This is a genomic window from Kitasatospora sp. NPDC008115, from assembly GCF_042957205.1.
GTDB lineage: Bacteria > Actinomycetota > Actinomycetes > Streptomycetales > Streptomycetaceae > Kitasatospora.
This window is the reverse complement of record NZ_JBIBHU010000014.1, coordinates 79,690-92,418: the sequence shown is the minus strand read 5'-3', so window position 1 is coordinate 92,418 and position 12,729 is coordinate 79,690. Positions and strand designations below refer to the sequence as shown.

The following is a 12,729-nucleotide window of genomic DNA, read 5'->3' as shown; positions in this document are numbered from 1 at the left end:
TGACCGAAGGGGCAAGCGGGGGGTTAGGTCATCTGACTGCCGTACTGGGCGACGGCCGGGCGGGTCGGTAGGTCAGCCCTGGCCGGCGGTCCGGCCGGTGGTCTGTCCGGCGGTCTGTCCGGCGGTCTGTCCGGTGGTCTGTCCGGCGGTCTGTCCGGCGGTCTGGACGAGGGCGTGGGCGAGGGCGGCCCGGGAGGTGATGCCGAGCTTGGGGAAGATCTTGTAGAGGTGGGCCGCGACGGTGCGCGGCGACAGCTGGAGCCGCTGGCCGATCTCCTTGTTGGTCAGTCCGGTCGCCGCCAGCCGGGCGATCCGCTGCTCCTGGCCGGTCAGCAGGTCGGGGGCGGACGGCGCGGCGGACGGTCCGCGCTGCGGCGGGACCACCAGGTCGCCCGCGGCGCGCAGCTCCTCCTCGCACTGCGCCGCCCACGGCTCCGCCTTCAGCCGGCGGAAGACGTGGTGGGCCGCGCGCAGCACCTCCCGGGCGCCCGCGCGGTGGCGGCGGCGCAGCCAGGAGCCGTGGGCGAGCCGCAGCCGGGCGAGGTCGAAGGCCCAGCGCCCGGCGCCCGGTACGTCGTAGGCGGCGCGGTAGGCGTCGTCGGCGTCGTCGTCCTCGGCCGCCACCGCGGCGGCGGCCGCGACCAGGAAGGCGTGCCGGCCGGAGATCCCGGCGGAGCGGGCCGCCCGCGCGGCCGCGAGGTGGGCGTGCGCCTCCTCGCGGCGGCCGGTGTGCACGGCGGCGGCGACCAGGTCGAACACCAGCGCGTGGTGCCAGGGCGGGCCGCCGGCCGGCCGGCCCGCCGGGAGCAGTTCGCACAGGTGCGCGTACGCCTCCTCGTGGCGCTGGTGGGCGAGCGCGGCCAGCCCGCGCAGATGGGTCAGCCGGTCGAGGACGTGGCGCATCCGGGCGCGGGTGGCGGTCGGCCGGACGGCCCGGTCGGCCGCCTCCAGGCCGGCCTCGTCGCCGCGGCCGGCCAGGAACGCGGCGTGGTACTGGCGGAACAGCAGGGCGTTGGTGCGGTAGCCGAGTTCCTCGGCGATCTCCGCCTCGCGCAGGCAGTCCTCGGCCCGGTCCCAGTCGCCGAGCAGGAAGTCCTGGTGGCACTTGGCCTTCGCCACCGAGCCCTGGCCCGCGTAGCCGTGCAGTCCGGTGAAGCGCTGCCAGAGGCCGGGCTGGGGGCAGTCGAGGGCGGAGCTGGTCCAGAGCAGCAGCCAGGCCGCGCCGGCCTCCTGCTCCTCGGTCATGTCCCCGGCCGCCGCCAGCAGGGCGTCGGCGACGCCGGGGCCGGGCTCGGTCCAGGCCAGCAGGCAGAGCCGGCCGACCTCGGAGACGGCGTCCCGGTGCCGTTGCAGCGCCTGCCAGGCCCACGGGTCGTCGGTGTAGCTGGCGGCCAGCAGCAGTTTGAAGAAGGCCTGCTCGGCCAGTCCGCCGAAGGTGTCGGCGCCCGGTGCGGTCAGGGTGTCGAGGGTGGCCGGCAGCAGGGCGGCCGAGGAGGCGAAGTCGACGTGGTGGCTCTGGTCGGCGTAGACCACCGCGTAGGCGAACAGCGGCTCGACGTCCGGCGGGATCGTGCGGGTCTTCAGGTCCTCCACCAGGGCGGCGGTGTGGCGCAGTTGCCCGCCGCGGGCGGCCATCACGGCGGCCCAGGTCAGCCGGCGGACGCGGTCGTCGGATCCGGGGCTGAGCACGGCGGCGCGTTCCAGCAGCAGCGCGCCCTCGGCGTCGCCGCCGCGCAGGGCGAGGTCGCGCCCGGCGGCCTCCAGGCGGTGCGCGAGGTCGCCGTCCGGCAGCAGCGCGGCGGCGGCCTCGTGGACCAGCCGCCGGGGGTCCTCCGGCGCGAGGGTGCCGGCCAGCGCCCGGTGGGCCTCGCGGCGCGCGGCGTCGGAGGCGGCGGCGACCACGGCGGTGCGGGCCAGCGGGTGGCGGAACACCAGCTGTCCGGCGGCGTCGAGCCGGGCCAGGCCGTCGGCCTCGATCCGCTCCAGGGTCTCGCGCACGTTGCCGTCCGCGGCGGCGCGCAGCCACGCGCCGCCGCTGAGGTCCGGGCCGGCGGCCAGGGCGCCGAGCAGCAGCAGGCGGCCGACCTCCGGGGTCATCGCGTCCAGCCGGTCGGCGAACAGCCGCTCCAGCCGGCCCCCGAGCGGCAGCCGCTCGGGCAGCGGGGCGACGCCGCGCTGCTGGGCGGCGGCGAGCTGCCGGGGCAGCTCGACCAGGGCCAGCGGGTTGCCGTCCGCCTCGGCGAGCACCCGGTCGCGGGTGCGGCCGGCCAGCTCGGGGTAGCGGGTGCCGAGCAGCGCGGCGGCGTCCGCCCGGGGCAGCGCCCGGACGTCGACGGCCTCGGCCGCCCAGCTCTGCACGGCCTGGCCGTCCGGGCGGGTGGCGCCGACGATCACCAGCGGCAGTTCGGCGCAGCGCCGGTGCAGGAAGCCGAAGACGGTGGCGCTGGAGGAGTCGATCCAGTGCAGGTCGTCCAGGACCAGCAGCACGGGGGCGGTGCGCACCGCGTCGTCGAGCAGGGCCAGGGCGGCGGCGCTGACGGCGAAGCCGCTGGGGGTGCCGGAGCGGGCGCCGAAGGCGCTCTCCAGGGCGTCGCGCTGGTGGGCGGAGAGCGCGTCGGAGCGTTGGAGCAGCGACCAGAGCGCCTGGTGGAGGGCGCCGAACGCGAGGTCGGTCTCGGCCTCGGCGCCGACGGCGCGCAGCACGGTGAACCCGCGCTCGCGCGCGGCCTGCCCGGCCCAGGCCAGCAGGGTGCTCTTGCCGACGCCCGCCTCGCCGCGCAGCAGCACGGTGGCGCCGCCGGTGCCGTCCTCGGCCCGGCCGAGGGCCGCGGCCAGCAGGTCGGTCTCCCGCTGCCGTCCGATCAGGGCCGGGTCCTTCCTGTCGTGCGCCACGCTTCTTTCCTCTGGGGTCGGCCGGCCCGCCTCCGGGGCACCCAAGGTTATCGCCTGCCGGGACCCTTGTTCCCCCGGCCGGGACCAACGGCCCGCAGACCGGCCGGCCCCGGGGCGGCAGGCTTGACGCAGATGAACCGCACCGCCGTTCCGCCGCTCCGCCGCACGGCCGGTCCGACGCCCGTCGGGCCGCACCCGGTCCCGTCCGTGGACCCGCCCTCACCGAGGAGCCCCGCCATGGCCGTTCAGCACATCTCCGCCGCCCGCAACGCCCGCACCGCCCGGACCTCCGGCACCTCCCTGCGCCGCGCCGCCTCCGCCGCCGCCTCCGCTCCCGTCACCGCGGGCGGCGCCGCCCTGGCCGCCGCCCGGATCGCCCTCGGGGCGGTGTTCCTCTGGGCCTTCGCCGACAAGGCCTTCGGGCTCGGCTACTCCACCGCCGACGGCCGCGCCTGGTTCGACGGCGCGTCTCCCACCAAGGGCTTCCTCAGCCACGTCGCCGCCGGCCCGCTGCGCGGCACCTTCCACGCGATGGCCGGCCAGACCTGGGCGGACTGGCTGTTCATGCTCGGCCTGCTCGGCATCGGGCTCGCGCTGGCCGGCGGCGTCGCCCTGCGGATCGCCGCCGCCGGCGGAACCGTGCTGCTCGCCCTGATGTGGGCCGCCGAGTGGCCGCCCGCCCGGCACCTCGCCGACGGCAGCGCGAGCGGTTCGACCAACCCGCTGCTCGACTACCACGTCCTCTACGCACTGCTGCTGGTTGCCCTCGCCGTCACCGGCGCCGGCCGCACCTGGGGCCTCGCCCGCCGCTGGGCCGCCCTCCCGGTCGTCCGCGACCACACCTGGCTCCGCTGACCCGCCCCCACGACCGGGGCCGGCCGCGATCCCCTCGCGACCGGCCCCGGCGCACGTACGCCCCCGCCGCGCCTGGGAGGCTGGCGCCATGCCCAAGAAGCGCCCGCGCGCCGCCACCCTGGCCGAACTGACGGCCGACCTGCTGCCGGTCCAGTACTCCTACGGCGACAGCGAACCGTCGCCCGGCGGCCGCACCGAGTTCGTCGACGACGAAGGGCAGCGCTGGCGCAAGGTCCGCGGACCGCTCCACCCCCGGCTGGTGAAGCGGCTGCTCGCCTCGGCCGACGCCGTGATCATCGGCAGCGGCGGCGGCACCACGCTCCGCCGCGTCGCCCCGGAGGACCGGGCCGGCACCTGGCAGGCCGTCAAGAACCGGCCGGCCGACCTGGGCGAGTCCCCGACCTACCGGCCCTTCGAGTTCGCCTCCGCCGACCGCCGGACCCTGCTCTATCTGGAGGAGTGGTGCTGAGCCGGCGGTCCTCTCCCCCATCTCGGACGGCCATGACAGCCCCTCACCTGCGGAAGCCAACCGGAGTGGCCGGTTCACCTGCGAAGGCGAGGCGGCGCGGCTAGAGTCACGCCTGCACGCACCAGCGGCCCGCCCCTACCGCGAGCACCGCCGGCCGGGCCGACATGCCGCCGAGCAGACAGGGAACCCGTGCCATGACCATCCGCCCAGGCCGCCGGACGGCCACCGCCGCCGTGGCCGCCGTCCTCGGCACCGGAGCGCTGCTGGGAGCCGCCCCGGCCGGCGCCGCGCCCGCCGCCTCCGCCGCACCGGCCATGACCCTGCTGCCCACCGGGGTGCCTTCGAAGCCCTACAGCGACCCCACCGGGGTCAACGGCCATGGCGTCGCCGTCGGTTACGCCTACGCCTGGACCCAGGGCCGCGAGGCGAGCGCCGTACGCTGGGCCGCCGACGGCACGCCCGTCACCCTCCCGCCGCTGCCGGGCGAGGACTTCGCGCAGGCCCTGGGGGTGAACGACGCCGACGTCACCATCGGCATCTCCTGGCCCGCCACCCGCGACCACTGGCAGCCGACCGCCGTCCGCTGGGCCGCCGACGGCACCCCCACCGCGCTGCCCCCGCTGCCCGGCGACCTGTACAGCACGGCCACCGCGATCGGCGGCAGCGGCATCGTGGTCGGTACCTCCTACAGCAGCTCCGTCGACCCCCACGCGGTGGCCTGGCGCCCGGACGGCACCACCGTGGCCCTCGCCCCGCTGCCGGGTGACACGTCCAGCGCGGCCACCGGCGTCAACGCCGCCGGACTCGCCATCGGCCGCTCCTACACCGGAATCGGCGCCTTCCACGGCATCGTCTGGAGCCCGGACGGCACCCCGACCAGGTTCCAGACCGGCCCGACCGCCGGGCGCGGCGACTGGCCGGTGGCGATCAACGACGCCGGCACGGTGATCGGCGTCGCCGACCGGCCGCTGGACGTCGGCAGCACCCGGCACGGCCTGGTCCGCTCGCCCTCCGGCGCCCTGCGCGACCTGGGCGCCCACACCCTGCCGACCGCCGTCAACGCGTCCGGCACCGTCGTCGGCGAGTACCGCCCCGACCCGGACCAGCTCGTCACCGAGGCCGCCCGCTGGAGCCCGGACGGCACCCTCACCCCGCTGTCCCCGACCCCGCCGAGCGGCGGCAACTCGATCGCCGTCGGGATCAACGACGCCGGTACCGCGATCGGCTACGGCTGGAGCGGCATCCCGGCCCGCCAGTACCAGTCGGGTCGGACCTGGGCCTCCGGCGGCACCGTCACCGACCTCGACCCGGCCCGCACCGGCAACAACGCCCTGTTCGTCAACAACGCCGGGCTGGTCGTCGGCCTCGCCCTGTACCGCCCGCCGGGCAACCTCTACCCCACCCACCAGGTGGCGGTCTGGCGCCCCTGACCGGGCTGCTCAGCCGGCCGCCTCCACCAGGAGCAGCGTGCCCGTGCTGCCCGGCCGCACGGCGTGCCGGGCACCGGCCGCCACCTCGTGGAGCTCGCCCGGGCCGATGGTCAACTCCACGCCGTCCACGAGGAGTTCGAGGCGGCCGTCGAGCACCAGGAGCAGCTCGGCCGCGTCGTGCACCTCGACCGGCAGCGGCCGGCCGTCCATCCTCAGCACCTTCACGACGGCGGTTCCCACCCGCCCGAGCGCACGGGAGTCCCACGGCGTCGGCAGCGCGGACGCCGCCTCGTACAGGTCGACCGGGTTCATGGCACACCTCTCGGCGGGCCCGGCCTGCCCGGCGGCAGCGGCCCGCGATCCGTTTCGAAGGGGAACGGATCAGGACGCTACCCGGGCGGGCGGGCCCGTTGGTCGACCGTTCGGCAAAATCTCGCCGGGGCCTGCGGCGGGCTCACACGCTCATGCCGTACCCGAGTTCCTCGGCGGCGACGGACCAGAAGGAGTCCTCGTCGGCGACGGCCTCGGCGTCGACGGCGGCGAAGCGTTCCAGCAGCGCTTCGGTGAGGGCGTCGGCGGCCTCCTCCGCCGCCTCCAGGGCCGCCCCGTCGTCGAGGCCGTCCCCCGGTCCCTCGTACGCGTCGGCCTCGACGGCGGCCTCGCGGTAGGCCGCGTTGAAGGCGACGAAGGCCGGGACGCCGCTGTTCACCAGGTGGGGCCCGCCGTCCGCCTCGGGGAGCTCCCACAGCGATCCGTCGCCGCGCCGCACCCCGAGCACGCCCACCCCCGGGTCGACCGCGACCACGGCGTAGCGCACCCCGTCGACGGCGCGTTCCGGGAACGGCGCCTCCTGCCAGGCGCCGGGGTAGGGACAGTCGGCGCATCCGGCCAGCAGGGCGGCGAGTTCGGCATCGTCCATGCCGCCAACCTACCGGGTCGGCGGACCTGGTTCCGTGGTGCGCGCCCTGACAGGGGATCGGGCGCGCACCACGGGCTGGGCCCCGCCCGGGCAACGGCGCGTAAACCGGGCGGGAGTCGGTGGGGCCGGGGGTGAGGCTCGGTGGGGCGGCGGTCAGGCGAGTGCGGTGATCCGCTGCCAGACCTCGGGGGCGACGTCCAGGCCCTCGGCGAGGGCGGCCTCCCGGGTGCGCAGGGCGCGGTCGCCCGGGACGAGGACGGGGCGGGCGGGGTCGCTCGGCTCGGTGGCGCGGATGTCCCGCAGGTAGCGGGAGATCGCCTCGACGGGGCCGACGGGCTCGGCGACGATGAACACGTCGCCCTTGTTGCAGACCTCGGTGGAGTCGAGCGTCCCCGCGACGTCGCGGCCGGTGGCGGTGCCGGTGAGGGCGGCCACCAGCAGTTCGAAGGCGAGGCCCAGCGCGTACCCCTTGGGCCCGCCGAACGGCGCGATCGCCCCGGCCTTCGCCGCCTCGGCGTCCCGGGTCGGGTTGCCGTCGGCGTCCAGGGCCCAGCCGTCGGGGAGCGGTTCGCCGCGGTGCGCGTGGTCGTGGACCTTGCCCATGGAGACCAGGCTGGTGGCCATGTCCATCACGAACGGGTGCGGCTCGGCGGGCACGCCGATCATCACCGGGTTGGTGCCCACCATCGCCCTGCGGCCGCCCCAGGGGTGGACGAGCGCCTCGCTGGTGGTGAAGCCGATGACCACCTGGCCGGCCCGGGCGATGTCCTCGGCGTAGAGCGCCAGCATGCCGATGTGGTTGTTGTTGGCGATCGAGGCGAGCGCGATGCCGGTGGACCTGGCGCGGGCGGAGACCGCCGCCAGCGCGTGGTGGGCGACGACCGGGCCGATGCCGCGCTCGCCGTCGACGCTCAGGTGCGCCCCCGTGGTCCAGGTGTGCCGCCCGGTGGTGGTGCCGTCGGCGACCTTGTTGCGCAGGCGCTCGACGACCCGGGGCAGGCGCAGCAGCCCGTGCGAGGGCAGCCCGCGCAGCTCGGCCTCCACCAGGGAGCGCACCAGGATCTCGGTGTTGGGCTGCGACACGCCCGCGCGCAGCAGCACGCCGGTCGCGGTCGATCGGATGTCGTCGACGGGGATGAGCACGGGAACTCCAGGGGGTTGCTGCAGGTGAGGACGGGCGGCGTTCCCGAGCGGGCCCGGGAACGCCGGCGGGCGGCTACCAGTCGACGGCGATGTACTTGGTCTCGGTGAATTCGAGCATGCCCTCGTGGGCGCCCTCGCGGCCGAGGCCGCTGTGCTTGACGCCGCCGAAGGGGGCCGCCGGGTCGGAGACGAGGCCGCGGTTGACGGCGACCATGCCGCTCTCCAGCCGCTCCGCCACCCGCAGGCCGCGGCCCAGGTCCTCGGTGAACACGTAGGCGGCCAGGCCGTATTCGGTGGAGTTGGCGGCCTCGACGGCCTCCTCCTCGGTGTCGAAGGGGATCAGCGGGGCGACCGGCCCGAAGATCTCCTCGGTGACCATGCGCGCGTCGACCGGCACGCCGGTGACGACGGTCGGGGGGTAGAAGAAGCCGGGGCCGTCCAGCGGTGCCCCGCCCACCTCGACGCTCGCGCCGCGCTGCACCGCGTCCTGGACCAGTTCGTCGACCTTGCGCACACTCGCGTCGTCGACGAGCGGCCCGACGTCCACGCCGTCCCGGTGGCCGGCGCCGACCCGCAGGGCGGCCATCCGCTCGGCCAGCCGGCGGGCGAACCGGTCGTGGATGCCGCGCTGCACGTAGAGGCGGTTCGCGGCGGTGCAGGCCTGGCCGCCGTTGCGCATCTTGGCGACCATGGCGCCGTCGACGGCCTTGTCCAGGTCGGCGTCGTCGAAGACCAGGAAGGGGGCGTTGCCGCCGAGTTCCATGGAGCAGCTGAGGACGTTGTCGGCGGCCTGCTTCAGCAGGTGCCGGCCGACCTCGGTGGAGCCGGTGAAGGAGAGCTTGCGCACCCGGGGGTCGGCCAGCACGACGTCCATCACGGCGCCGGTGCGGCTGGTGGTGATGACGTTGACGACGCCGGCCGGGACGCCCGCCTCGGTCATGATCCGCGCGATGGCGAGCGCGGTGAGCGGCGTGAGGGTGGCCGGCTTGAGCACGGCGGTGCAGCCGGCCGCGAGGGCGGGGGCGAGCTTGCGGGTGGCCATCGCGGCGGGGAAGTTCCAGGGCGTGATCAGCGCGCAGACGCCGATCGGCTGGTGCTGGGCCACGATGCGGTTGCCGCCGGACGGCGAGGTGGAGATCTCGCCGATGATGCGCACGGCCTCCTCGGAGTACCAGCGGAAGAACTCGGCGGCGTAGGCGACCTCGCCGCGTGCGTCGGGCAGCGCCTTGCCGTTCTCCAGGGAGATCAGCCGGGCCAGCTGCTCGCTCTGCTCGGTCATCAACTCGTAGCAGCAGCGCAGGATTTCGGCGCGCTTGCGGGGTGCGGTGGCGGACCAGCCGGGCAGGGCGGCGGCGGCGGCGCCGACGGCGTGGGTGCCGTCGGCGGGCGTGGCGTCGGCGATCGAGGCGAGCGTGCTGCCGTCGGAGGGGTTGACGACGGGGATGGTGTCGCCGCGGGCGCCGTCGGTCCAGGCGCCGCCGATGAGCAGCCGCAGCGGGACGGTGAGGCCGTCGACCAGGAGTTCGGCGGTGTCGGTGGTGTCCGTGGTGTTCATGTGGGGGGTTCTCTTCTCGTGGGTCAGGCGCGGAAGGTCCGGTCGCCCGCGAAGGCGGCGCGGGTGATCGCGGTGAGGCCCTCCAGGCCGAGGGGGACCGGGTTGTTGTCGATGAGGCGCTTGGAGTTCTGCGAGCGCTCCGCGATGAGGCCGAGGTCGGCCTCGCGCACCCCGAGGTCGGCGAGGGTGGCGGGGATGCCGATCGCGGCGAGGATCGCGTCGACGGCCTCGACGCCGGCGCGGGCGGCGTCGTCGAGGCCGAGGCCGCGCACGTCCGCCCCGAGCGCCTCGGCGATGCGGGCCAGCCGGGGCCGGATCGCCGGGAAGTTGTGGCGCAGCACGTAGGGCAGCAGCAGGCCGACGCCGACGCCGTGCGGGGTGTGGGTGAGCGTGCCGACGGGGTACTGGATCGCGTGGGCGGCGGCGGTTCCGGCGTTGCTGAGGGCCACGCCGCCGTAGAGCGCGGCGAGCATCATGTCGCCACGGGCGCCTTCGTCGCCGGGCTGCCGGTACGCCTTCACCAGGCTGCGGCCCACCAGCCGCACGCCCTCGACGGCGAGGGTGTCGGTGAGCGGACTGCGGCCGATGAACACGCGCTCGCGGGCGAGTCCGGGGGTGCCGGGGCGGGCGACGGCGGTGTAGGACTCGACCAGGTGGACGAAGGCGTCGGCGCCGGTGGCGGCGGTGAGCGCGGGCGGGCAGGTCAGGGTCAGCGTGGGGTCGCAGACCGCGACGGCGGGGATGATGTGGGGGCTGGAGATTCCCGTCTTCATGCCGAGGTCCGGGTCGGAGACCACCGCGACGGCCGTCGCCTCCGAGCCGGTGCCGGCCGTGGTGGGGACGGCGATCACCGGCAGGACCGGGCCGGGTACGGCGAACTCGCCGTAGTAGTCGCGCGGAGTGCCGCCGTGGGTGAGCAGCACCGCCACGATCTTGGCCATGTCCATGCAGCTGCCGCCGCCGAAGCCGATGACGGCCTCGATCCGCCGCCCGCGCACCGCCTCGACGCAGGCCATGATGCCGGGCACCGGCAGTTCGGCCTCGGTGTCGCCGAAGACCGCGACCTCCAGGCCCTGTCCCTCCAGGGCGGTGACGAGGTCGCGCAGCTCGTCGGAGTCGGCCAGCCTGGGGTCCGTGCAGATCAGCACCGAGGTCCCGAACTCCCGTGCGACGTGCGGGAGTCCCCGGAGTTGGCCGGCGCCGGCCAGGATGGTGCGCGGCAGGCGCAGCACGCCGAACGGCGCGCTGTCGAGGTCCGGCAGGTGGGTGCACGTCACGAGCGTGCCTCCTTATGTCTTGCGGCGTGAGGGTGGTGGTCGAGGGTTGCCGCGCCGGTCCGGACGCGGGTCAGCAGGGGCCGCATCGCGAGCAGTCCGAGGGCCGGGCCCGGCAGGAGCAGCCAGAGCGCGTGGTCGCCCCAGGCGGTCATGGCGTTCTGCAGCACGAGGATGCTCACCACGGTCACCAGGAAGCCCGCGCTGTTCTGGGCGGTCAGCGCCGTGCCGACCAGCCGCGACGGGACGTAGCGGGCGCTCATCGCGGAGAACTGCGGCGAGTCCGCGACGACGAGGAGGCCCCAGAGCGCCAGGACGCCGGCCTTGAGCCCGGCGGCGCCGTCCGGGAGCAGGGGGTAGAGCAGGCAGGTGAGGCCGGAGCCGGCCAGGGCGAGCGCGGCGACCGCCTCGCTGCCCCAGCGCCGGCTCAGGACGCCGCCGAGGACGCAGCCGACGCTGCCGGCGGCGATGACGCCCGCACTGAGCGCGGCCACGGCGGCGATGTCGCCCCGGGTGGCGACGAGTTCGGCGCACAGCAGCGGGACGACGCCCCAGAACGCGTACAGCTCCCACATGTGCCCGAGGTAGGCGGCGCAGGACGCCCGGAAGTCCGGCAGCGCGAGCAGCGTCCGCACGGACCGGGACGCGCCTTCGGACGCGGCCGGCGGCGCGGCGGCCGGCCGCTCCCGCCCGGGTTCCCGGATCAGCAGCACCAGCACGGCGGCGAGCAGCGCCAGCACCGAGGAGCCCCAGATCACCGCCTGCCAGGGCAGCGCCGCCCCGGCCGAGCGGAGGATGTGCGGCATCGCCGTGCCGAGGGTGAGCATGGCCACCAGCCAGCCCAGCGCCCAGCCCGCGTTCGGGCCGACCCGCCGCACGATCATCTTCATGCCCATCGGGTAGATCCCGGCGAGCGCGACGCCGACCCCGAAGCGGGCCGCCCAGGCCAGGCCGAAGCCCGGATCGACCAGCGTCCAGGCGCAGTTGAGGACGGCGCCGACGAGCGCCCCGGCCGCGAAAACGCGCTCCGCGGAGTAGCGGTCGGCCACCCCGGTCAGGGTGAGGACCAGGGTCCCCAGGATGAAGCCGAGCTGGGTGGCGGCCAGCAGCCAGCCGAAGTCCCCGGAGTCCAGGTGCAGCCAGCGCGAGAGGTCCTCGGTCGCGCCGCTGGGGCTGAACCAGAGGGACGTGCCGAGCCACTGCGAGAGAACGATGACCACGACGGCCGCCGAACGCGGCCGGCTGCGGCCTCCACCGGTGCCCGTCACGCGGAGACGACCCCGATCCTTTCGAGCACGGCGCGCAGCTCGCGGGTGCGGACGTCGTCGAGCGGCTCCATGACCGTCTTGCAGGCGTCGTGCTCGATGACGCCCATCCACGTCAGCGCCCGCTTGTAGGCCTGCGGGTACTGCAGGACGTTGGCGAAGGCGATCGAGTTGAGCGGGCCGACCCGCTCGTGGAAGAGCCGGCGCGCCTCCTCCAGCCTGCCGTCGCGGATGCTGTCGAAGATCTGCGACTGCTCGGCCGGGAGCACGCAGCTCGCGGCGGAGGTCATGCCCTCGGCGCCGTACTGGAGCATCAGGAAGTTGAGCTGGTCGTGGCCGGCCCAGGCCTGGACGCGGCCGTCGGTCGCGTCCGCGTACTGGGCGATCTTGGCCGGGTAGGGCAGGAACAGCTTCGAGGAGAAGAGGGTCGGGATGTTCTCGGCCATCCGGCGCAGCAGCGGCAGCGAGAACTCGATGCCGGCGCCGCCGTCGTAGACCATCAGCGGCAGCCCGCTGGCGTCGCCGACGTGCTTGACGTGCCGGAAGATCCCCTCGGCGCCGTGCGGGTGGTAGTAGGGGCCGGTGGTGAAGACGTAGTCGCCGCCGGACGCCTCGGCGTGCTCGGCGAGCGCGGCACTGGCGTCGGCGGAGGAGTGGGCGACGCCGACGCCGACCGGCACCCGGCCCGCGGTGTGCTCGACCACCAGCTCGGCGAAGCGGCGGCGCTCCTCGTCGGTGAGGGCGAAGACCTCGCCGGTGCTGCCCAGGGTGAGGATGCCGTGGACGCCCCGGCCCACGACGAAGTCGATGAGCGAGCGGGTGGACTCCTCGTCCAGACTGCCGTCGGGGCGCATCGGCGTCACCAGCAGGACGTGGTTGCCGAAGAGCCTGTCCTTCTTCTCCTGGAACTTCTGAACGTCCATGGGA

The 12,729-nt window shown here is 75.6% G+C and carries 11 protein-coding genes; 3 read left to right on the top strand and 8 right to left on the bottom strand.

The window, feature by feature from the left end:
• Positions 1-72 precede the first annotated feature (72 nt).
• On the bottom strand, positions 73-2,892 hold the full coding sequence (locus ACFZBX_RS19305; protein WP_391534946.1) for an AAA family ATPase: 2,820 nt from the start codon (positions 2,890-2,892) through the stop codon (positions 73-75).
• Between the two features lie 237 nt (positions 2,893-3,129).
• On the opposite strand from ACFZBX_RS19305, the gene ACFZBX_RS19300 reads away from it, so the two are divergent.
• The 3 genes from ACFZBX_RS19300 (at position 3,130) to ACFZBX_RS19290 (ending at position 5,646) form a co-directional block, all read left to right on the top strand.
• The gene (locus ACFZBX_RS19300; protein WP_391534945.1) at positions 3,130-3,747 is read left to right on the top strand and encodes a hypothetical protein; all 618 of its coding nucleotides are present in this window, start codon (positions 3,130-3,132) and stop codon (positions 3,745-3,747) included.
• Between the two features lie 88 nt (positions 3,748-3,835).
• Positions 3,836-4,216, top strand: a complete 381-nt coding sequence (locus ACFZBX_RS19295) for a hypothetical protein (protein ID WP_391534944.1) — start codon at positions 3,836-3,838, stop codon at positions 4,214-4,216.
• Positions 4,217-4,410: 194 nt separating this feature from the next.
• Positions 4,411-5,646 carry a hypothetical protein gene (locus ACFZBX_RS19290; protein ID WP_391534943.1) on the top strand — a complete coding sequence of 412 codons (1,236 nt, stop codon included), beginning with the start codon at positions 4,411-4,413 and terminating at the stop codon, positions 5,644-5,646.
• A gap of 9 nt (positions 5,647-5,655) precedes the next feature.
• Here ACFZBX_RS19290 and ACFZBX_RS19285 read toward each other — a convergent pair whose 3' ends face one another.
• The 7 genes from ACFZBX_RS19285 to ACFZBX_RS19255 form a co-directional block, all read right to left on the bottom strand.
• Positions 5,656-5,958, bottom strand: coding sequence for a cupin domain-containing protein (locus ACFZBX_RS19285; RefSeq protein WP_391534942.1), 303 nt, complete (start codon positions 5,956-5,958; stop codon positions 5,656-5,658).
• A gap of 142 nt (positions 5,959-6,100) precedes the next feature.
• On the bottom strand, positions 6,101-6,565 hold the full coding sequence (locus tag ACFZBX_RS19280) for an SUKH-4 family immunity protein (RefSeq protein WP_391534941.1): 465 nt from the start codon (positions 6,563-6,565) through the stop codon (positions 6,101-6,103).
• A 153-nt stretch (positions 6,566-6,718) separates the two neighbouring features.
• Positions 6,719-7,708, bottom strand: a complete 990-nt coding sequence (locus tag ACFZBX_RS19275) for an Ldh family oxidoreductase (RefSeq protein ID WP_391534940.1) — start codon at positions 7,706-7,708, stop codon at positions 6,719-6,721.
• A gap of 73 nt (positions 7,709-7,781) precedes the next feature.
• Complete coding sequence (locus ACFZBX_RS19270) at positions 7,782-9,263, bottom strand: NAD-dependent succinate-semialdehyde dehydrogenase (protein WP_391534939.1); 1,482 nt, start codon at positions 9,261-9,263, stop codon at positions 7,782-7,784.
• A gap of 23 nt (positions 9,264-9,286) precedes the next feature.
• A complete protein-coding gene (locus tag ACFZBX_RS19265; RefSeq protein ID WP_391534938.1) occupies positions 9,287-10,540 on the bottom strand; it encodes an iron-containing alcohol dehydrogenase in 1,254 nt (417 codons plus the stop codon).
• A complete protein-coding gene (locus ACFZBX_RS19260) occupies positions 10,537-11,757 on the bottom strand; it encodes an MFS transporter (RefSeq protein ID WP_391534937.1) in 1,221 nt (406 codons plus the stop codon). Before ACFZBX_RS19260 ends, ACFZBX_RS19265 begins: the two co-directional genes overlap by 4 nt.
• A gap of 44 nt (positions 11,758-11,801) precedes the next feature.
• Positions 11,802-12,725 (bottom strand): dihydrodipicolinate synthase family protein, encoded by a 924-nt coding sequence (locus tag ACFZBX_RS19255; protein WP_391534936.1) that lies wholly within the window; start codon positions 12,723-12,725, stop codon positions 11,802-11,804.
• Positions 12,726-12,729: the final 4 nt, after the last annotated feature.

Bases quoted from the DNA above. Each gene is read 5' to 3' on its own strand.
- ACFZBX_RS19290 (WP_391534943.1), top strand. From the start codon at position 4,411: ATGACCATCCGCCCAGGCCGCCGGACGGCCACCGCCGCCGTGGCCGCC.
- ACFZBX_RS19280 (WP_391534941.1), bottom strand. From the start codon at position 6,565: ATGGACGATGCCGAACTCGCCGCCCTGCTGGCCGGATGCGCCGACTGT.
- ACFZBX_RS19285 (WP_391534942.1), bottom strand. From the start codon at position 5,958: ATGAACCCGGTCGACCTGTACGAGGCGGCGTCCGCGCTGCCGACGCCG.
- ACFZBX_RS19270 (WP_391534939.1), bottom strand. From the start codon at position 9,263: ATGAACACCACGGACACCACCGACACCGCCGAACTCCTGGTCGACGGC.
- ACFZBX_RS19255 (WP_391534936.1), bottom strand. From the start codon at position 12,725: ATGGACGTTCAGAAGTTCCAGGAGAAGAAGGACAGGCTCTTCGGCAAC.
- ACFZBX_RS19295 (WP_391534944.1), top strand. From the start codon at position 3,836: ATGCCCAAGAAGCGCCCGCGCGCCGCCACCCTGGCCGAACTGACGGCC.
- ACFZBX_RS19300 (WP_391534945.1), top strand. From the start codon at position 3,130: ATGGCCGTTCAGCACATCTCCGCCGCCCGCAACGCCCGCACCGCCCGG.